The organism is Vibrio sp. dhg (genome assembly GCF_003443775.1).
Taxonomy (GTDB): domain Bacteria; phylum Pseudomonadota; class Gammaproteobacteria; order Enterobacterales; family Vibrionaceae; genus Vibrio; species Vibrio natriegens.
This window is the reverse complement of record NZ_CP028943.1, coordinates 1,059,909-1,079,776: the sequence shown is the minus strand read 5'-3', so window position 1 is coordinate 1,079,776 and position 19,868 is coordinate 1,059,909. Positions and strand designations below refer to the sequence as shown.

Below are 19,868 nucleotides of genomic sequence, written 5' to 3'. Positions count from 1 at the left end.
GGCACCGAATTAGGTGCCATTTGTTACAATTTTAGGCAAGGCTAATTGACTTTAACGCAGAATGGTAGAGTTCCAAATATTCTTCCGCAGCTTTGCGCCAGCAAAAGTCCTGTTGCATTGCATGCAATTGAACTCGTTTTACTTCGGCATTATTTTGCGTATACAGCAACAGTGCCCTAAGCATGGTTAACAACAAGGCTTGCGGTGTAGGATCATAAAACACAAAACCCGTTGCATCAGACGAGTCAACATCATAATCGTTCACACTGTCTTTTAGACCGCCTACGCCTCGCACAATCGGTAACGTGCCATAAGCCATGCTGTAAATCTGATTAAGTCCACACGGCTCAAACTCAGACGGCATCAAAAAGAAATCAGACCCAGCCTCAACCAAATGAGCAAGCTCATTGTCATAGGCGTCAACAAAGACAAACTTATCTGGGAACTGTTCAGCGACTTCTTCTAAATGCGTAGCAAGAACTGGATCACCAGTTCCGACCACAACTAATTGCACGTCGTGCTTGAGGAAGTCCGTCAACGCTGGCAGTAAATAATGCAGTCCTTTCTGCATTGTCAGGCGACAAACCATGCCAAACATCGCACAGTCTTTCTCGGCTAAGTTCAGACGTTGCTGTAGCGTTTTTTTACACGCACTTTTGCCTTCAACCATGCTTTGGTGATTAGGTTCGTAGTTCAACGGCAGATAAGCATCGGTTTTAGGATTCCAGGCGCTGTAATCACAGCCATTGAGTATACCAACTAAATCTTTAGCTCGTTGTTGGAACTCCCACGCCATGCCATGACTACCAAGCTCAGTCTGTAACTCTTCAGCATAAGTAGGGCTTACCGCGTTGATTTTGTCAGCGTTTAGCACGCCTGCCTTAAGCATCGCAATGTGCGTTGAACTGACGGCTGCATCGGGTACATTTCTGCTCTGAAACTCTGGCAGACATTGCACCTCATCATAGCTAAATACCCCTTTAAATACTGCGTTGTGAATCGAGATCACGCTGCGAATATTTGCATAAAATGGGTCAGATCCGTATCGATGCTTCAACAAAAATGGCACAAGGCCAGTATGCCAGTCATTGGCATGTACGATGTCAGGTCGGAAATCCAGCTTAGGTAGCATGTCTAAGCAAGCTGCGCTGAAAAAGGCGAATCGCTCACCATTATCTGAATACGCTTCGTTGTTCTCAGCATACATTGATGGGCGGTTGAAATACGGCTGGCAATCAATCAAATAAACTGGCGTATCACCGAGATACAGCCTTAATACTCGATATTCTGTATGCGGCCACGAGGTTAGCTGCGTTTCTAACAACACCTCCGCTTCAGAAAGCCTTTCAATACCATTGTATGCGGGAATGGTAATACGTACATCTTGCTGAAGTCCGTGGAGCGCTTCAGGCAGTGCCTTGGCTACATCAGCCAAGCCACCACTTTTAATCAATCCTTCGACTTCAGACGCTACAAACAGAATAGATAAGTTGTTAGTAGCCAACTCGTGCTCCTTTAGGAATAACAACAATACCGTCATCCGACACGTGGAAGTACTTCTTGTCTTCCTGAAGGTTCACTCCAATCTGTGTGCCAGGTGCAATATCAGCGTTCTTGTCCACTATTACTCGACGTAAAACACAGCCTTCACCGATTTTAACGTCACCAAGGAGTATACATTCGCTGATATCGCATGCAGATGCAATATTACTTCTGAAACCAAGTACAGATTTTTCTATACGGGAGCCTCGAATGTAGCTGCCATTACACACCAGACTATCGATAATTTGGACACGACCGTTGTCTGAGTCCGTGAACGTCGCAGGTGGTAAAGGCGGGTAATAGGTATGCAGTGGCCATTTACGGTTATATAGCGAAAATGGTGCATCTTTTTCTAGCAAGTCCATATGTGCTTGCCAGTAGGCATCAATCGTACCGACATCTCGCCAATAAACTTGCTCTTTCTCACCATTGATCTTGTTGGTGCTAAAGTCATAAACAAACACATCCCCACGTGGGAACATTTTAGGAATAATGTCTTTACCGAAGTCATGGGAAGACTCTTCGTTGCTCGCATCTTCGATCAACTCAGAAAACAGTTCTTTCGCTTCAAAGACATAATTCCCCATTGAGACCAGCGCGTAGTCAGGCTCGCCAGGAATCGACTTAGGATTTTCTGGCTTTTCTTCAAAGCCAATCATGCGCCCTTCGCTATCCACTTCGATAACACCGAACTGAGAAGCTTCTTTTAGTGGCATACGCAGAGCCGATACGGTCAATGAAGCTTGCTTGCTGATATGGAAATCCAGCATCTGCTTAATGTCCATTTTGTAGATATGGTCAGAACCAAAAATACAAACTTGGTCAGGCTCTTCCATTTCCATAAAACGAAGGTTCTGATAGATAGCATCTGCCGTGCCCTCATACCAACGCTTGCCGGTACGCATCTGAGCAGGAATCGGGTCGATGAAACGATCAGTGATTCCGTTGATGTTCCATCCTTTTTTTAAATGATAAAACAGGGATTGCGATTTAAATTGGGTCAGCACGTAAATGCGCATTAAATCCGCATTGACGAAGTTGTTGAGTGCAAAGTCAATTAGACGATAGCTACCACCAAAAGGTACTGCAGGTTTACTGCGAGATTCAGTTAAAGGTCTCAAACGTGAGCCTTCACCGCCAGCAAGAATCATTCCCAAAACACCAGCCATTGTTGTTCTCCGTATCGTTATAGCTTGGAATGGATGCTCACTTAATTGAACGTATTGTGGGGAATCAAGTGAACACATTGTCAGCCACATCCAGTACTTCTCTGCGCACCTATCATGTGGATTAAAAAGTTTCGGCATTGCTCTGCCAAATTACAGGGTGTGTTAACTTTTCGTGGAGCGCGTTTGCGTTTTATCTCAGTTCAAAAATTCGTTTTAGTTTTAAACGCGAAAAAGAGGGTTTAAGGGGGCTCTATTCCATTTTCTTTTCAACAAAGAGTCAGCACTTTTTTAGTATAGGTACCTAGCCCACATCCATTGAGCTATCGATATTTGGCAACTCTAAATCGTGATTTGCTTCTCAATTAAAAAATGACAAATCCACGACATTATTTGTATTAATGCCTAATATCGAGATACCGATATCATCACGAAACAACACACCCTAAAATATTCTTATCTGTCGACACCGATTTAAATGCATTTTGTTGCATTTGTTTTGTAATAAACTATCTAATTTGAACCTTAATTACAATTTAAAATACGTCATTCTGTGTATAAGGTAGGCACGACTTACTCGATACGATATTCAGATCACATTAGAAAATGTAATAGATTACACTCTGAAAACAATTTACGAACGAAAACACTACATAGTTAGCGACGTAAATATGCACGGTTTATTCGCGCTGTATTGAACGCTTGTAAATATCATACGATTGTAAGCTTCACGCTACGACACACATGTTGCTAAAAAATGAATGAGACAAACCTGAAGATAAAGATTTGTAAAAATTGTGAGGCTAAAGGTGTGAGGATGAAATATCGCCGAAATCAGAGAAGGTAATTTGGAACCAATAATAAAAAGGCAGCGAATTCGCTGCCTTTTTGTTTACTGTGTGTACCGTTTAAGCTTTGGCTTTTTTACGTTTGTCGGTGACTTCCCATTTACCATCGACATAAAGCGCAGTCCAACCGCTTGGCTTGCCGTTCTCTTCAGAGCGAACGTAGTTCTCTTTCGTTTTACGGCTAAAACGAACCACTGCCGGACGACCATCAGGGTCTTCCTGCGGTGCTGTCGCGAGATATTTGAACTTCTCTGGTAAGCGTTCTTCGTAAAGCGCAAGCTCTGAAACAAGTGGCGCTCGTGTTTCGCGTGATTTAGGGAAGTTGCTGGCTGCCATAAACAGGCCAGATGCCCCATCACGCAACACAAAGTAAGCGTCCGAGTTTTCGCATGGCAGTTCAGGGAAGTGCACTGGATCTTCTTTCGGCGGCGCGACTTCACCGTTCTTTAGAATCTTACGGGTGTTTTTACATGTCTCGCTCGTGCAATCCATGTATTTACCGAAGCGACCATTCTTAAGCACCATGTCAGAACCACACTTGTCACACTCAACAACCGGTCCATCATAGCCTTTAACTTTAAACTCGCCGTATTCAACGATGTAACCTTCACAATTTGGGTTGTTACCACAAACGTGCATCTTACGTTTATCGTCGATTAGGTACGCGTCCATCGCTGTTTCACAGATTGGACAACGTTTCTTGGCACGTAGCGCTGCGGTTTCTACGTCTTCTTCTAAGACGTTGATGATACCTTCTTCATCGCCTAAGTTGATGGTAGTTTTGCAACGCTCTTTAGGTGGCAGTGCATAACCAGAACAACCTAGGAATACGCCGGTGGATGCTGTACGAATACCCATTGGGCGGCCACATGTCGGACATTCGATGTCTGTCATCACAATGTGGTTAAGCTTCATACCACCTTCAGACTCATCCAGGTCGGCTTTTTCAAGGTCACCGGTGAAGTCAGTAAAGAAGTTGTCCAGTACTGATTTCCAGTTGACTTCGCCTTCTGCGATTTGGTCCAGCTTTTGTTCCATACGCGCGGTAAAGTCGTAGTTCATCAAATCATTAAAGCTATCGTCCAAACGGTCTGTAACGATCTCACCCATTTTCTCTGCGTAGAATCGACGCTGGTCGACTTTCACGTAGCCACGATCCTGAATCGTCGAGATGATAGACGCGTAAGTCGATGGACGGCCAATACCACGCTTTTCAAGTTCTTTAACCAGTGCAGCTTCTGTAAAGCGTGCTGGCGGCTTGGTAAAGTGCTGTTTCGGGTCAAGTGACTCTAGGCTCAGCTTATCGCCAAGCTGCACCGCAGGAAGGATTGTGTCCTCGTTTTTTCCCATTGGACGTTGTACGCGAGTCCAACCGTCAAACTTCAGGATGCGACCTTTGGCTTTTAATGTGAACTCTTCAGCTTTGACGCTGATGGTTGTGGAATCGTATTCTGCTGGCGTCATTTGACACGCAACGAACTGGTTCCAAATTAATGCGTAAAGTTTATGAGCGTCTGCGTCGACACCTTGCAGGTCTTCCGCTTTCACATCAACGCTAGACGGTCGAATCGCTTCGTGCGCCTCTTGAGCCCCTTCTTTGCTGCCGTATTTTAACGGTGAAGCTGGAAGGTACTTGTCACCAAACTCAGAACCGATGAAATCACGGACAGCATCCACAGCTTCTGCACTCAAGTTAGTTGAGTCAGTACGCATATAGGTGATGTAACCCGCTTCATACAAGCGTTGAGCCAGCATCATGGTCTTCTTAACGCCATAGCCTAAGCGGGTACTTGCCGCTTGCTGCAGAGTCGAAGTGATGTAAGGCGCTGACGGCTTACTTTTCGTTGGTCGGTCTTCACGCTTGCAAACTTCGTAGCTGGCTTTTTCCAGCACAGACATCGCTGCTTTGGTTTCTGCCTCGTTAACCGGCTTAAACGCTACGCCGTCTTTCTGAGCAACCAGCAGTTTGAAGTCCGCTTTGTCTTTAGTCTTGGTGTTTGCGTGGATGTCCCAGAATTCTTCCGGCACAAATGCGTTGATTTCGCGCTCACGTTCTACCAGCAACTTAACCGCTACCGACTGAACACGCCCTGCAGACAAGCCACGAGCAACTTTCTTCCATAGTAATGGAGACACCATGAAGCCAACCACGCGGTCCATGAATCGACGAGCTTGCTGCGCGTTTACGCCATCCATATTTAGCTCACCAGGTGTCTGGAAAGCTTGCTGGATAGCATTTTTCGTAATTTCGTTAAAAACAACTCGTTTGTATCGCTCTTCATCGCCACCGATGATCTCACGAAGGTGCCATGCGATTGCTTCCCCCTCGCGGTCCAAATCGGTTGCGAGATAGACGTAATCAGCATCTTTGGCTAATTTTTGTAATTCGCTAACTACTTTTTCTTTGCCAGGAAGAATCTGATAATTCGCTTCCCAATCGTGATAAGGGTTGATCCCCATTTTTTTGATCAGCGCTTTACGATCTTTCTCTTTTTTGACTCGTGCTTTCTCTTCAGCACTCATCCCTTTAGTTGAAATGGCAGCTGCTTTCTCACCAGTGCTTTGGCCGGCCGTAGGCAGATCACGCACATGACCAACACTAGACTTAACAACAAAGTCTTTACCAAGGTACTTATTTATTGTCTTTGCCTTGGCTGGTGACTCCACTATAACGAGTGATTTACCCATAACTGACTCTAACGTCCTTCATAATAATGCGGGTAAACCCCTGACTTGGAAGTCACCCGCATAATGTTCTATTTCATTGCTTCTTTTTTTACTATTGTGCGAGATGAAAAGAAGATCAACTGCTTTTTTGCAATTCAGATCCGATCGGTTGACAATTCATCGTCTTTATACTTCAAACAGACAGGGCTTTGAAAGGTCTGGTCGGCATATCTAAACAGGCAAAGTTTGCTACTGCTAATCGAATTAAGGAAATTTTGTTACCCATCACAAAATAACTTTTGTCTATTATCCGCAACCTTAGGCGACTAAGATGAAAACCCGTCGCTAGAGAGTAACCTTTAATTGCATTCCATTGGGTATAATCCCCTGTTAATAATAGGTATACTTCTTCGCTCTGAGATTGTTATGAATGACGGGAACGTTATGTCTGATAGAAAATTTATTGAAGAATTTGACCTTCTTTTAATCGCTAACCAAATCATCCAAGAGCACGATGATTACATTGAGGGTATGCGCGCGACAAGCGTAGAAGAAAAAGACGACGTTTTAGTCTTTAAAGGGGAATACTTTCTTGATGAGAAAGGATTACCAACGGCAAACACGACTGCCGTTTTCAATATGTTTAAGTATCTAGCGCATCATCTTTCAAAAGAATTTACGCTGAAAAAATAGTCAAACAAGCCCCTAGAAAAAGAAAAACCAGAGCCACATTGACTCTGGTTTTTTATCTGTTTATTTATGTGGAATGCTTACTAGCAACTAAGCGATTTAAGCTTGTCGAAGTAGTCCGGGAACGTCTTCGATGTACATTTCGGATCGTTGATGGTCACAGGTGTATCACTCAACGCAACCAGTGAAAAACACATCGCCATTCGGTGGTCATCATAGGTGTCGATCGCAGCATGTTTGAGCTGAGGAACTGGCTTAACGATGATGTAATCTTCACCCTCTTCCACTTCAGCGCCAACTTTACGAAGTTCAGTCGCCATCGCAGACAAACGGTCGGTTTCTTTTACGCGCCAGTTGTAAACATTGCGAATCGCTGTCGTACCTTCTGCAAACAGAGCTGTGGTTGCAATCGTCATCGCCGCGTCAGGGATATGGTTATAATCCATATCAATACCTTTCAGTTTACCCGCACGAGCAATCACATAGTCATCGCCCCATTCAATTTCAGCGCCCATTTTTTCAAGCGCATCTGCAAATTGAATGTCACCCTGAATACTGTTTTTACCAATACCGGTAACTTTAACTTCGCCACCTTTGATCGCCGCTGCTGCCAGGAAGTAAGACGCTGAAGAGGCGTCACCTTCCACGAGAAAATCCCCAGGTGCAACGTAATGCTGACCAGCAGGTATCACAAATTCCTGATAATCATTGTTGATTACATTAACGCCAAACTGCTTCATGATATGCAGCGTGATATCGATGTACGGCTTAGACACCAAGTCGCCTTCGATATTGATGCGCACTTCGCCTTCAGCGAGTGGCGCAGACATAAGGAAAGCGGTTAAAAACTGACTCGAAATGGAACCATCAATCGATACCGTACCTGACTTCAAACCCGTTCCCACAATTTTCAATGGCGGGTAGTTTTCATTTTCGAGGTATTCGATATCTGCACCAGCATCTTGTAATGCAGTAACGAGGTGACCAATTGGGCGCTCTTTCATACGAGGCTCACCGGTCAAAACATACTCACCTTCGCCAAGACAAAGCGCAGCTGCTAGTGGGCGCATTGCCGTGCCAGCATTGCCCAAAAACAGCTCTACAGGTTCTGACACTGAGAATGGTTGGCCAAGTCCTTCCACAACACACTCGGTTTTGTCTTCAGACAACTGATATTGAACACCAAGCGTGGTAAGGGCGTTGAGCATATGACGGATGTCGTCACTATCTAGAAGGTTTGTCAGGCGAGTCGTGCCTTTTGCTAAAGCAGCTAGCAAAAGAGCTCGGTTAGAGACGCTTTTTGATCCTGGAAGATTAACTTCCCCTTGGATTTTATTGATTGGTTGTAACGTTAGGCTTTCCATTGAAAGTTGATAATCCTTTGTGCTCTCAGTTCACGTTTTTTTGAGAGCTGAACAATTCTTCGTGGATTCAGACTAACCAAAAAATCAATACAAAACCAGAGCAAATCTACGCTAATTTATGAATAATTAGTCAGCGTATCTATTTGCCTGAAAACTGGGGCCTAATAGACCATATCAACCCGCACACCGTCATCAAAATACAAAAGACGAACCTCGTCGCCGCGGCCAAATAACATATTTCTATCAACGTCTTGAATAACATTGATAAGTTTGTCGCCATCAACCTTTATCAAAAGTTCAACCAACTGAGATTCAACCGTGTATTGCTCAGTACTTTGATTTTGTGCAACAGCTGCACCAGTAAGCGCACCAACGGCGGTCGCCACTTCTTTGCCTGTTCCGCCACCAAACTGGTTTCCGACCAACCCACCAATTGTTGCACCTAGTAACGTTTTCCAGCCATTATTTTTTGATTTAACAACCTCTTGCTGCGTGATATAACGAACAGAATCCACTTTTCCATAGACAACTTCGTTGACGGGCTTTGCCACATTTCTTTCGTAAGCTGCATTGGCGAAAAATGGTAAAAGCAGTATGATCCAAAACCACAATTTCGCTCTATTTCGTGTTCGCGTCATCATAAACTCCTCTGGTTCAAATGTTGGTAATGACTTTTTATGGCAATCTATTTAACTGAACTTGGTAAGGCATTCACCTTCCCCTCTCCCTATAAAGCACTGAGCGACCCTAATGGGCTCCTGGCTTTTGGTGGCGACTTGGACCCGATGAGAATACTTAAAGGCTATCATCAGGGAATTTTTCCTTGGTACGGGCCTGGTGAGCCTATACTTTGGTGGAGCCCTTCTCCTCGTGCGGTCTTTGATCCTTCGACTTTTAAACCATCAAAAAGTCTCAGAAAGTTTCAGCGAAAACACAATTATCAAGTCACCCTGAATCAAGCAACCCAAAATGTGATTCAACTCTGCTCCTCCACTCGCCCTGAGAGTGAAACATGGCTCAACGAAGACATGCAAATGGCTTACATAGAACTTGCTGAGCTTGGGCATTGCCACTCAGTAGAAGTATGGCATGAAGATGAACTGATTGGCGGCTTGTACGGGTTAAGTGTCGGCCAAGTGTTTTGCGGCGAATCTATGTTTAGTTTAAAGGATAACGCATCGAAAGTGGCTTTGTGGTATTTGTGTCGTCACCTTAAATCAAATCAAGGTCAGTTGATTGACTGCCAGGTAATGAACTCTCATTTAGCTTCACTGGGCGCATTTGAACTTGATCGGGACGAGTTCATGCAAAAGCTACTATCTTTAAGAGAAAAGCAAATGGCTTCAGGCACTTTTGAGCCACAAGTTCTGCGGAATTCAGCATCATGAGCACGGATCTACAACATATTCGCATAGGATTGACCAACAACCACCCTTGTAGCTATCTACCAGAGCGACAAGAGCGTGTTGCGGTCGCACTTGATGACAGCTTACATACAGAAAACAACTATCAGCTATTGATGGCTAACGGCTTTCGTCGCAGTGGTGACACGATATATAAACCACATTGTGAGAACTGCAACGCGTGCCAACCTATCCGTGTGGCGATAAAAGACTTCACCCCTTCAAAAAGTCAGAAACGACTGCTTAATAAAGGGCAAGGTTTGCGTTGGGAAATGAAACCGCAGATGGATCCTGACTGGTTTGAGCTCTATAGTCGCTACATTTGTAAACGTCATAAGAGCGGTACGATGTACCCACCCAAACGTGATGAGTTCGCTCGCTTTGCACAGACTAACTGGCTTACCACACTATTTTTGCACGTCTACGATGAATCAGAACAACTGGTTGCCATTGGCGTTACGGACGTCATGCCTCATTGTTCGAGTGCATTCTATACCTTTTTCGACCCTGATTACCCTCTATCGCTTGGTACATTAGCGGTGTTGTATCAAATCGAGTACTGCCAAAAAAGCAACCAGCAATGGCTATACTTGGGTTATCAGATAGATGAATGTCCAGCAATGAACTATAAAACACGCTTTCAACGCCACCAAAGGCTAGTAAATCAGCGTTGGCGAGGGTAGAATACGCTCCAACTTTACATAATTACTATTTAGCGGCAAAATAAAGCCCGCTAAAATTTGCCTAATTTCTAAAGAGGATTAAATGGCTAAAGAAGACGTAATTGAGATGCAAGGCACTGTCCTTGACACTCTACCAAACACTATGTTCCGTGTTGAACTTGAAAACGGTCACGTTGTGACTGCGCATATCTCTGGTAAAATGCGTAAGAACTACATCCGTATCCTTACGGGTGACAAAGTAACTGTAGAGATGACTCCATACGACCTAACTAAAGGCCGCATCGTCTTCCGTGCTCGTTAATCTCTGATTTTCGGATGCAAATAAAAAACGGAGCCTGACGCTCCGTTTTTTATTTGTGGTCGATAAATCACAAGCAGAGCTATCGCGCATGATTCATGTTGCCCGAGTTTCATTAAAAAAGGATGCTAACGCATCCTTTTTTGTTTCATAGAACCGAGAGTTTATCAGTGCACTGCGGCTTCTTTCTCGCTCAAATACTCAAATTCCAGAGCATCGTTTACGAGTGAAACCTTCACGGTACCGCCGTTAACCAAAGAGCCGAACAGAAGCTCGTTCGCCAAAGGTTTCTTAAGCTGCTCTTGGATAACACGGCCCATTGGACGAGCACCCATCGCTTTGTCGTAACCCTTGTGAGCCAACCAGTGGCGCGCGTCTTGAGAGACTTCCATCGAGACACCACGAGCATCCAGCTGCACTTGAAGCTCAACGATAAACTTATCGACAACTTGATGGATAACCGTCTCATCTAGGCTGTTAAACCAGATGATGTTATCAAGGCGGTTACGGAATTCAGGAGTAAATACTTTCTTAATTTCCGCCATCGCGTCATGGCTGTTGTCTTGTTGAATCAAGCCTATCGATTTTTTCTCGGTTTCCGCAACACCGGCGTTGGTCGTCATGACAAGAATCACATTGCGGAAGTCCGCTTTACGACCGTTGTTGTCGGTAAGGGTGCCGTTATCCATCACTTGCAATAGCAAGTTAAAGATATCTGGATGCGCTTTCTCGATCTCATCCAACAGAACCACAGAGTGCGGGTGTTTGATCACCGCATCAGTGAGCAAACCACCTTGGTCGTAACCCACATATCCTGGTGGAGCACCGATTAGACGACTCACTGAGTGACGTTCGCCGTATTCAGACATATCAAAACGCAGTAGCTCAATGCCAAGCAATTTAGATAGCTGAACAGTCACTTCCGTTTTACCAACACCTGTAGGGCCTGCAAACAAGAATGAACCGACAGGTTTATTGTCTACACCCAACCCTGCGCGGGTAAGCTTGATGGCTTCTGATAATGCATCAATCGCATTGTCTTGTCCGAACACCAGCATTTTCATCTTGCGGTCCAGATTCTTCAGAATATCTTTATCCGAAGAAGATACCGATTTTTCTGGAATGCGAGCCATTTTCGCAACCATTGCTTCAATGTCTGCTACACCGACGGTTTTCTTACGTCGGCTTGCTGGAGCCAAGCGGCTGCATGCGCCAGCTTCATCAATAACGTCGATTGCTTTATCAGGTAAATGACGCTCATTAATGTACTTAGCCGATAATTCCACAGCAGCACGAAGTGCTTTGTTTGTATAGCGAACTTCGTGGTGCGCTTCGTACTTCGGCTTAAGACCCATCAAAATCTTAGTTGTGTCATCAAGTGATGGCTCAACAATATCGATTTTTTGGAAGCGACGAGAGAGTGCGCGCTCTTTCTCAAATATGTTGCTGTACTCTTGGTACGTTGTTGAGCCGATACAACGAAGCTTGCCGCTGCTAAGCAGAGGTTTAATTAAGTTTGCCGCATCAACTTGACCGCCAGACGCAGCGCCCGCACCGATGATAGTATGAATTTCATCGATAAACAGAATGGCGTCTTCTTCTTTCTCAAGCTGTTTCAAAATGGTTTTGAAACGTTTCTCAAAATCACCGCGATACTTAGTACCCGCAAGCAAAGAACCAATGTCCAAAGAGTAGATTACGCTGTTTTCGATAACTTCAGGAACCTGCCCTTCAACAATTCTCCACGCCAGGCCTTCTGCAATCGCAGTTTTACCCACGCCAGCTTCACCGACAAGCAACGGGTTGTTTTTACGGCGACGACAAAGTACTTGAATAGTGCGCTCGAGCTCTTTGTCTCGACCGATTAGTGGATCAATATTCCCCGCTTTAGCCACCTGGTTTAAGTTGGTAGCAAAACTCTCCAGGCGCTCTTCTGAGTTCGAATCATCCGTGCTTTCTGAACTGAAGGAATCTGGTGATGATGGGTCTTCACTCGCGCCAGACGCTTTGGTAATGCCGTGGGAGATAAAATTGACGATGTCTAAGCGAGAGATATCATTTTTCTTAAGAAGGTAAGCAGCATGAGATTCTTGCTCGCTGAAAATAGCAACAAGTACGTTCGCCCCTGTCACTTCATTTCGACCCGACGACTGAACATGAAAAACTGCACGTTGTAGGACGCGTTGGAAGCTCAAAGTCGGCTGAGTTTCACGCGTCTCATCGCTTTCTGGGATGAGAGGCGTAGTTTGATCGATGAATATATCGAGTTCATTACGCAAAGCATCTAAATCCGCTTTGCAGGCTAGAAGGGCTTCCTTAGCTGCATCATTTTCCAACAATGCAAGTAGGAGGTGTTCGACAGTCATAAACTCGTGACGTTTGTCGCGCGCACGAGCAAATGCACTGTTAAGGCTTGACTCTAGTTCTTTGTTTAGCATAAGTACCTCCCGAAAAAACAACTGGGGTTGTTCGAGCAAGTCTTCTTTTTACGCTTGCTCCATAGTGCAAAGCAACGGATGTTCATTTTCCCTTGCGTACATCGTAACTTGCGCTACTTTTGTCTCGGCAATTTCTGCGCTGTACGTCCCACAAACTGCCTTTCCTTCATAGTGTACCTTGAGCATTATTTGAGTCGCTCTATCTATATCATGAGAAAAGAATCGCTCAAGTACCTCTATGACGAAATCCATAGGTGTATAGTCATCATTGTTGAGTACAACGTTATACAGCTTAGGTGGCTGAATTTTTGTACTTTCTCGCTCCAGAAGATCAGAGTCTGGAGTGACCCACTCAAAATTTTTACTCATGGCAATTAAAGATATCGTATCAAAGGGTTGATGTTTTCGACCTATAAAAACAATCTACCACAAGCATGCTGCGCGGTGTAGTGAGAAGTGACACCGAAATAGAACTTTGATAGATAAAAGTTACTACCTATATAGAGACTAATGCACCTCTTGCGGGGGTGCAAATAAAAGATGCTTATCGATACGCTGTGATCTTTTACTTAAAATATTGCCGCTATCAACCCTAAGATTTCTTACTTATACGTTGCGATTGCGATACCAATGCACAGTCCGTATTAGATCACATTTCCCGATTTTTGAGGCGATATTTATCACGAAATCTTCATTTTTTATTCAATCAGAGGATTTCACTAACATAACAAACACAAATAGTATGGCTATTTTTCAACTTGTCATTTAGCAGCTAAAACATCTGAACATCAACGTACAGCCAGGAAAGTGTTTGCAAAATTGTTAATCTCAAAAGTGATTTGTTTTCAATAATGTTTCTGTTTGTTGCGAAACGCTATTGACTGTGTGGACTGATTGACTACAGTGGAAAGTGTTGATGCATAAATCATCATCTGTGCGGAGCTTTTTTATTTCGAAGGCTCGCAGAGTCGAGGATTCACATTGACGCGATGGACGAACAGAAATTCTTCTGTTAGCAGTCGTTAAAAGTTAATAGTAGTTTCAAGTTAAAGGTATAACTTGATTAAAGTAACAACATCAGTAAAAAATGCATGAGGGATGTAAAAGCATGGCTACAGGTACAGTAAAGTGGTTTAACAATGCCAAAGGATTTGGGTTTATCTGTTCTGACGAAGAAGAAGGAGATATCTTTGCCCACTACTCAACTATCCAGATGGACGGTTATCGTACACTGAAAGCAGGCCAACAAGTCTCATACGAGATAGAAAAAGGTCCAAAAGGTTGTCACGCGAGCAGCGTAGTACCGATTGAAGACCAAGCGAAATAATTAGAGCGCTGTAGAAACAAACCATTGCTCTCGTAACATAAATCAAAACACTGTTTATCGTTACGCAGAGAAAAATAAACCCGCCAAGTCAGCGGGTTTATTATTATCTGAACGACACACCGCGCACGGTGTGTCAGATTCACATTACTTATCGATAATTGAGTTCAGGATTGCACTTGGACGCATTAGTTTAGACGTTAACGAGTCATCAAGTAGGTAGTAACCACCTAGCTCGCCTTTCACGCCTTGTGCGTTGTTCAACTCGGCAACAATCGCTTCTTCTTGCTCTGATAGTGCTTTGGCAATCGGTGCAAATTCAGCGGCCAGATCAGCATCCGCAGTTTGCTCAGCCAACGCTTTTGCCCAGTATGATGCTAGGTAGTAGTGACTACCGCGGTTATCCAGCTCGCCTACTTTACGTGATGGTGACTTGTTGTTATCCAGGAATTCACCTGTCGCTTTATCCAGTGTATCTGCCAGAACTTGTGCTTTCGCATTGCCTGTAGCTACGCTTAGGTGCTCTAAAGATGCAGCTAGCGCTAGGAACTCACCAAGAGAGTCCCAACGAAGGTGGTTTTCTTTTTCAACTTGCTGAACGTGCTTTGGAGCAGAACCACCAGCACCAGTTTCAAACAGACCACCACCATTCATCAGTGGAACGATTGATAGCATCTTAGCTGACGTACCAAGCTCAAGAATTGGGAACAAGTCAGTTAGGTAGTCGCGTAGTACGTTACCTGTAACAGAAATTGTATCCAGACCTGCTTTGATACGCTCTAGTGAGTACAGACATGCGTCTACTGGTGACAGAATCTTAATTTCTAAACCGTCAGTATCATGATCAGGTAGGTATGCGTTAACCTTCTTGATAAGCTCTGCATCGTGTGCACGGTTTTCATCTAGCCAGAACACTGCAGGAACGCCTGTTGCGCGAGCACGAGTCACCGCTAGCTTAACCCAGTCTTGGATTGGAGCATCTTTCACCTGACACATACGGAAGATGTCGCCTTCTTCTACAGCTTGCTCAAGTAGAACCTGACCCGCTGTATCAACAACACGTACTGTACCTGCTGCATCTAGGATAAACGTCTTATCGTGAGAACCGTACTCTTCTGCTTTTTGAGCCATTAGACCAACGTTTGGTACGCTGCCCATTGTTGTTGGATCAAATGCACCATGCTCTTTACAGAAATCAATTACTGCTTGGTAAATACCTGCGTAGCAACGATCAGGAATCAGTGCTTTCGTATCTTTTTGCTTGCCGTCAGGACCCCACATTTGACCTGAAGAGCGAAGCATTGCTGGCATAGACGCGTCAACGATGATGTCGCTTGGTACGTGAAGGTTGGTGATACCACGGTCTGAATCAACCATCGCTAGCTCAGGCTGAGTTTGGTAAACCGCTTGAATTGCCGCTTCAATCTCTTCTTTTTGTGCTGCTGGTAGTGATTCGATTTTTGCGTAAACGTCACCAAGACCATTATTTACATCAACGCCAAGCTCTTCGAATAGCTTACCGTATTTAGCGAATACGTCTTTGTAGTACACTTTTACAGCGTGACCGAAGATGACAGGGTCAGAAACCTTCATCATGGTCGCTTTCATGTGTAGAGACAGCAATACGTCTTGTGCTTTTGCTTCAGCAATTTCTTTTTCGAAGAATTCAACCAGTGCTTTTTTCTTCATTACTGAAGAATCGATTACTTCTTTGTCTAATAGAGGGAATGCTGCTTTAAGTTCTTTAACCGAACCGTCAGCACCAACAAATTCGATTTTTACGTCTGTCGCACCTGAAACGGTAGTCGATTTTTCACTGCCAAAGAAGTCATTACCAGACATGCTAGCGACATGTGATTTTGAATCCGCAGACCATGCACCCATTGAATGAGGGTTTTTCTTCGCATAGTTCTTAACAGAAAGCGGAGCACGACGGTCTGAGTTACCTTCACGCAGAACTGGGTTTACTGCACTACCCTTAATTTTGTCGTAAGCCGCTTTAATCGCTTCTTCTTCGTAAGTCGCTGGCTCATCTGGGTAATTTGGAAGATCGTATCCTTTGCTTTGAAGCTCTTTAATCGCCGCACGTAGCTGTGGGATAGATGCAGAAATGTTTGGCAGCTTAATGATGTTCGCTTCTGGAGTTTGAGCTAGATTACCAAGCTCTGTCAACGCATCGCCAATACGTTGTTCTTCTTTCAAATGCTCTGGGAAGTTAGCGATAATTCGACCTGCTAGTGAAATATCACGAGTATCTACATTGATGCCAGACGATGCAGTAAACGATTGGATAATTGGTAGTAGTGAATAAGTTGCTAGCGCCGGTGCTTCATCAGTGATGGTGTAGATAATTGTAGGCTTTTCTGTAGGCATGAAATTTCCCTATATTTTAATCAACTTGTTGGTTGATCAACTCAATTTCTGAGTTGGTTTCTTTGACGCACTGCGCTTATGAGAAGTACGATTCAACTCGATAACGCAACATGCGGTGTGCACCCTTTGTTATAGTTTGAAGCGCTGGGCTCTGAATCCATGAGTGCACTGATATAATTAAACAATTCACACGAAATAGTCTATCATTCTGTGCGCGTTTATTAAATTTAGGCGCGCAAATGATATCCGATCATAAGAAAAGTTGAAACTTTCAAACACAGTTCATTTACATTTTTGTAGGGTAGTTAACATGTCATCTCGCACAGGTTATGAAAAAGGTCGTCGTAGTCATCAATCTAAAGAGGGGCATTTTAAACGTTCTGAAAAGTCTAACCGTCCCCGTACCACAACGAGTAATAAGCGCCGCTCTACCCGAGCAGCACAAAGTCAAAAACCGCGCATCAACCCACAGGACCGCAAAGTGGTTGTCTTTAATAAACCTTATGACACGCTTAGCCAATTTACTGATGGTGATGGACGTAAAACACTCGCTGACTACATTCCGGTAAAAGATGTCTACGCCGCAGGTCGATTAGATCGTGATAGTGAAGGCCTAATGGTGCTCACAAACGACGGTATTTTGCAGGCAAAACTAACACAGCCTAAATCTAAATCCCCTAAAACGTACTGGGTACAAGTCGATGGTGCGCCAGAAGAAGCCGATCTTGATAAACTGCGTAAAGGGGTAGAACTGAAGGACGGGATGACGCTACCAGCGAAAGTTGAAGTGATGGATGCGCCCGAGATCTGGGAAAGAACGCCACCCGTGCGCTTCCGTGCCAATATTCCTACCACCTGGTTAGCGATAACCATCATCGAGGGAAGGAATCGCCAAGTGCGACGTATGACCGCTCATATCGGCTTCCCTACTCTGCGTTTGGTGCGTTTTTCTATGGGGAATATCGAGTTAGGCGATCTACAGCCAGGGGAGTGGCGAGAGGTCGAGGTATAAGGACTGTTATTATCGCCTGCAATAAACATAAATACAGCGGTCAGGGTAGCAAGCGACATTACAAGAGCGGGAGGACCCTATCCCCCCTCACAAAGACTTATTCCTCAGATAACCATTTAAGGAATGCAGTGCGATCGCTATTTGACAGCTGTAGATAAACATTTTTTGCTTGATTGAGCTCAGGACTGTCTACGCTACGACTAACAGATGTCTCTGCTATTGTCGCATTAGTAACCTGTACGCCATTAGCAAGATTGTATTTCGCTAGCTGTTGATCAAGATTCGCATAAGGGAACATACCTTTGTTACCTGGCATTTTGTATTGCGTATAATCAATGGCTTGATCATTCAGTGTTACGTTCCAATCTAACTGCTCATTTGAGAAGAGTTTTTCTGCGTCACGAGCATCTTTAAAGCTCGGAGAGTCAATATAAAGCGACCCAGCACCAACCTCTAAATTGAGAATGTAAGGCGCAGATTTAATTTGAGTGCGTTTATCGCCACGGCCAATGGCTTTGTCAACTCGGATTACCAATTGGTTACTACCTGCAGGTAGCTTAAATGGTGACGTCAAATCATCCGCATCAGTACTGTTTACAAACAGTACTTCAACGCCTTGTTCAGCTTGAAATGTTGTTAGTGTTTCATTCTCAGCACTCGCCGTTGTTGCAACAACCGAAAGTGCGAATGCTGTAGTCCAAATATTCAGATTCATTTTTAAAACCTTTAAAATCATTAACGTCAAGTCGTTGGATTAATGTTCAACCCTAAATACTGCCCGTACGCAAACTAGCAAAACGAGGGCACTACTATTATATCCTTGTGAGAATAACAGCAAAAACACTCGGTACAAACTCCCTACCAGCTATTGCAGACTCGAAATTGTACTCAAATACATGTTACAAGACAGAGTATTAGAATTGAGTAAAAGAAAAAGGCCGCATAAATGCGACCTTTATAGTATCAGTTTAGACAAACACTAAACTTAGAAAGTGTAGTATACACCTACTAGAACTAGTTCATCTTCGTCTTTAACGTCAGAAACATTTAGCTCAGCAGCAGAGTATTCCGCGAATGCTAGAACATTGCTTGAGAATGCGTAGTCAGCACCTAGCGTGTAGTAGTTAAAGTCGTCATCGCCATCAGCGTCTGTAAAGCCGAATGAAGTGTATAGACGTGCTTTGTCGATTTGGTAATCAAGAGCTGCTGAAATTGTTTCTAGATCATCAGCACCATCGATGTCTTCAGAAATGTAGTTCACTGCCGCGCCGAAGTTAGCGATGCTCATACGTGCTGCTACACCCATGATTTGGTGATCATCACCATGGCCACGGTTACCTTGATCTTGGTAAGTTGCACCTGCAGTGAACATGTCGTTGAATGCGTACTGAGCAGATACACCGTATGCAGCATCTTCATCTTCATCGTCAGATAAGTAAGTATCAGCAATTAACTTTAGACCACCCGTTGTGTACTTCATTGAAACTGCGTGAGGCTTAGACTCAAGGTAACTAACGAAGTCATCCATGTAGCCGTAACCTTCGTTGGTGTTATCAATAGTAACTGCATCTAGAGAGTCACCGAAGTCACCAACTTCACCAGCAGCGATGCCAAAGTTTTCACCGATGTAAGCGCCGAAGTATAGGTCATCAGTTACAACGTCGGTTTCTTCGCTATCGTCGTAACCAAAACCGCCGTTGTTTTCTACTTCGAATGAGCCGAAGAATGTAACATCGTCGTTTAGTTTATGTGTAGCATCAACTTGAACTTTAGCCCATACGTCAACGTCTAGATCGTTTTTAGCAACTTCGTTACCGTTAACTTCGTTTTTACGAGTGCTTAGGTAAGTATCAATCTCGCCTTTTAGGTTGAATGAAGTCGTACCGTCATCGTAGATGCTACCTGCTGCAAGTGCAGAAGTAGATACAGTTGCAACTGCTAATGCTAAAAGAGTCTTTTTCATAATTAATCCACTGCCTTTTCTTAGTTTGGGATATCCTTTCCGAATTCCCTTTTTTTATTTTTTTGAGCGCTAGCGTTAACTGGTTGTTACGCAATGC

The 19,868-nt window shown here is 44.1% G+C and carries 16 protein-coding genes; 6 read left to right on the top strand and 10 right to left on the bottom strand.

The annotated features are described in order from the left end of the window. Positions 1–31: 31 nt before the first annotated feature. The 3 genes from glgA to topA form a co-directional block, all read right to left on the bottom strand. Positions 32–1,504 carry a glycogen synthase GlgA gene (gene glgA / locus DBX26_RS05045; protein WP_118118076.1) on the bottom strand — a complete coding sequence of 491 codons (1,473 nt, stop codon included), beginning with the start codon at positions 1,502–1,504 and terminating at the stop codon, positions 32–34. Continuing rightward, positions 1,494–2,711 carry a glucose-1-phosphate adenylyltransferase gene (gene glgC, locus DBX26_RS05040; protein WP_014231328.1) on the bottom strand — a complete coding sequence of 406 codons (1,218 nt, stop codon included), beginning with the start codon at positions 2,709–2,711 and terminating at the stop codon, positions 1,494–1,496. The genes glgA and glgC overlap by 11 nt, the downstream gene beginning before the upstream one ends. 905 nt (positions 2,712–3,616) lie before the next feature. Next, positions 3,617–6,244, bottom strand: coding sequence for a type I DNA topoisomerase (topA, locus tag DBX26_RS05035; protein ID WP_118118074.1), 2,628 nt, complete (start codon positions 6,242–6,244; stop codon positions 3,617–3,619). A gap of 423 nt (positions 6,245–6,667) precedes the next feature. Between topA and DBX26_RS05030 the strand changes: the two genes are divergently transcribed. After that, complete coding sequence (locus tag DBX26_RS05030) at positions 6,668–6,916, top strand: YciN family protein (protein WP_014231326.1); 249 nt, start codon at positions 6,668–6,670, stop codon at positions 6,914–6,916. A gap of 80 nt (positions 6,917–6,996) precedes the next feature. Here DBX26_RS05030 and aroA read toward each other — a convergent pair whose 3' ends face one another. Both aroA and DBX26_RS05020 read right to left on the bottom strand, forming a co-directional pair. Next, on the bottom strand, positions 6,997–8,277 hold the full coding sequence (gene aroA, locus DBX26_RS05025; protein ID WP_014231325.1) for a 3-phosphoshikimate 1-carboxyvinyltransferase: 1,281 nt from the start codon (positions 8,275–8,277) through the stop codon (positions 6,997–6,999). A gap of 161 nt (positions 8,278–8,438) precedes the next feature. After that, positions 8,439–8,915 carry a glycine zipper 2TM domain-containing protein gene (locus DBX26_RS05020; RefSeq protein WP_118118072.1) on the bottom strand — a complete coding sequence of 159 codons (477 nt, stop codon included), beginning with the start codon at positions 8,913–8,915 and terminating at the stop codon, positions 8,439–8,441. A gap of 39 nt (positions 8,916–8,954) precedes the next feature. On the opposite strand from DBX26_RS05020, the gene aat reads away from it, so the two are divergent. The 3 genes from aat to infA all read left to right on the top strand — a co-directional run bounded on the left by aat (position 8,955) and on the right by infA (position 10,664). After that, on the top strand, positions 8,955–9,665 hold the full coding sequence (gene aat, locus DBX26_RS05015; protein ID WP_118118070.1) for a leucyl/phenylalanyl-tRNA--protein transferase: 711 nt from the start codon (positions 8,955–8,957) through the stop codon (positions 9,663–9,665). Next, positions 9,662–10,363: an arginyltransferase gene (locus DBX26_RS05010; RefSeq protein WP_118118068.1), complete on the top strand. Its 702-nt coding sequence runs from the start codon at positions 9,662–9,664 to the stop codon at positions 10,361–10,363. Before aat ends, DBX26_RS05010 begins: the two co-directional genes overlap by 4 nt. Before the next feature lie 82 nt (positions 10,364–10,445). Next, on the top strand, positions 10,446–10,664 hold the full coding sequence (infA, locus tag DBX26_RS05005; RefSeq protein WP_006075347.1) for a translation initiation factor IF-1: 219 nt from the start codon (positions 10,446–10,448) through the stop codon (positions 10,662–10,664). Between the two features lie 164 nt (positions 10,665–10,828). Here the strand turns inward: infA and clpA are convergent, their stop codons facing one another. Continuing rightward, positions 10,829–13,099: an ATP-dependent Clp protease ATP-binding subunit ClpA gene (gene clpA, locus DBX26_RS05000; RefSeq protein WP_014231321.1), complete on the bottom strand. Its 2,271-nt coding sequence runs from the start codon at positions 13,097–13,099 to the stop codon at positions 10,829–10,831. A 48-nt stretch (positions 13,100–13,147) separates the two neighbouring features. Next, a complete protein-coding gene (gene clpS / locus DBX26_RS04995) occupies positions 13,148–13,468 on the bottom strand; it encodes an ATP-dependent Clp protease adapter ClpS (RefSeq protein ID WP_014231320.1) in 321 nt (106 codons plus the stop codon). A gap of 739 nt (positions 13,469–14,207) precedes the next feature. On the opposite strand from clpS, the gene cspD reads away from it, so the two are divergent. Next, positions 14,208–14,426, top strand: a complete 219-nt coding sequence (gene cspD / locus DBX26_RS04990) for a cold shock domain-containing protein CspD (RefSeq protein WP_014231319.1) — start codon at positions 14,208–14,210, stop codon at positions 14,424–14,426. Positions 14,427–14,570: 144 nt separating this feature from the next. Here cspD and DBX26_RS04985 read toward each other — a convergent pair whose 3' ends face one another. Further along, entirely contained in the window at positions 14,571–16,796 is a 2,226-nt protein-coding gene (locus tag DBX26_RS04985; RefSeq protein WP_014231318.1) for an NADP-dependent isocitrate dehydrogenase, read from the bottom strand. A 310-nt stretch (positions 16,797–17,106) separates the two neighbouring features. Here DBX26_RS04985 and DBX26_RS04980 point away from each other — a divergent pair, with 310 nt between their 5' ends. Further along, positions 17,107–17,808, top strand: coding sequence for a pseudouridine synthase (locus DBX26_RS04980; RefSeq protein ID WP_118118066.1), 702 nt, complete (start codon positions 17,107–17,109; stop codon positions 17,806–17,808). Positions 17,809–17,905: 97 nt separating this feature from the next. Here the strand turns inward: DBX26_RS04980 and DBX26_RS04975 are convergent, their stop codons facing one another. Together DBX26_RS04975 and DBX26_RS04970 are read right to left on the bottom strand one after the other, a co-directional pair. Further along, positions 17,906–18,523 (bottom strand): DUF2057 family protein, encoded by a 618-nt coding sequence (locus DBX26_RS04975; protein ID WP_118118064.1) that lies wholly within the window; start codon positions 18,521–18,523, stop codon positions 17,906–17,908. A gap of 270 nt (positions 18,524–18,793) precedes the next feature. Further along, positions 18,794–19,771, bottom strand: a complete 978-nt coding sequence (locus tag DBX26_RS04970; RefSeq protein WP_118118063.1) for a porin — start codon at positions 19,769–19,771, stop codon at positions 18,794–18,796. Between the last annotated feature and the right edge of the window lie 97 nt (positions 19,772–19,868).

Coding starts and splice junctions, on each gene's coding strand:
- glgC (WP_014231328.1), bottom strand. CDS start 2,711: ATGGCTGGTGTTTTGGGAATGATTCTTGCTGGCGGTGAAGGCTCACGT.
- topA (WP_118118074.1), bottom strand. CDS start 6,244: ATGGGTAAATCACTCGTTATAGTGGAGTCACCAGCCAAGGCAAAGACA.
- DBX26_RS05030 (WP_014231326.1), top strand. CDS start 6,668: ATGTCTGATAGAAAATTTATTGAAGAATTTGACCTTCTTTTAATCGCT.
- aroA (WP_014231325.1), bottom strand. CDS start 8,277: ATGGAAAGCCTAACGTTACAACCAATCAATAAAATCCAAGGGGAAGTT.
- DBX26_RS05020 (WP_118118072.1), bottom strand. CDS start 8,915: ATGACGCGAACACGAAATAGAGCGAAATTGTGGTTTTGGATCATACTG.
- aat (WP_118118070.1), top strand. CDS start 8,955: ATGGCAATCTATTTAACTGAACTTGGTAAGGCATTCACCTTCCCCTCT.
- DBX26_RS05010 (WP_118118068.1), top strand. CDS start 9,662: ATGAGCACGGATCTACAACATATTCGCATAGGATTGACCAACAACCAC.
- infA (WP_006075347.1), top strand. CDS start 10,446: ATGGCTAAAGAAGACGTAATTGAGATGCAAGGCACTGTCCTTGACACT.
- clpA (WP_014231321.1), bottom strand. CDS start 13,099: ATGCTAAACAAAGAACTAGAGTCAAGCCTTAACAGTGCATTTGCTCGT.
- clpS (WP_014231320.1), bottom strand. CDS start 13,468: ATGAGTAAAAATTTTGAGTGGGTCACTCCAGACTCTGATCTTCTGGAG.
- cspD (WP_014231319.1), top strand. CDS start 14,208: ATGGCTACAGGTACAGTAAAGTGGTTTAACAATGCCAAAGGATTTGGG.
- DBX26_RS04985 (WP_014231318.1), bottom strand. CDS start 16,796: ATGCCTACAGAAAAGCCTACAATTATCTACACCATCACTGATGAAGCA.
- DBX26_RS04980 (WP_118118066.1), top strand. CDS start 17,107: ATGTCATCTCGCACAGGTTATGAAAAAGGTCGTCGTAGTCATCAATCT.
- DBX26_RS04975 (WP_118118064.1), bottom strand. CDS start 18,523: ATGAATCTGAATATTTGGACTACAGCATTCGCACTTTCGGTTGTTGCA.
- DBX26_RS04970 (WP_118118063.1), bottom strand. CDS start 19,771: ATGAAAAAGACTCTTTTAGCATTAGCAGTTGCAACTGTATCTACTTCT.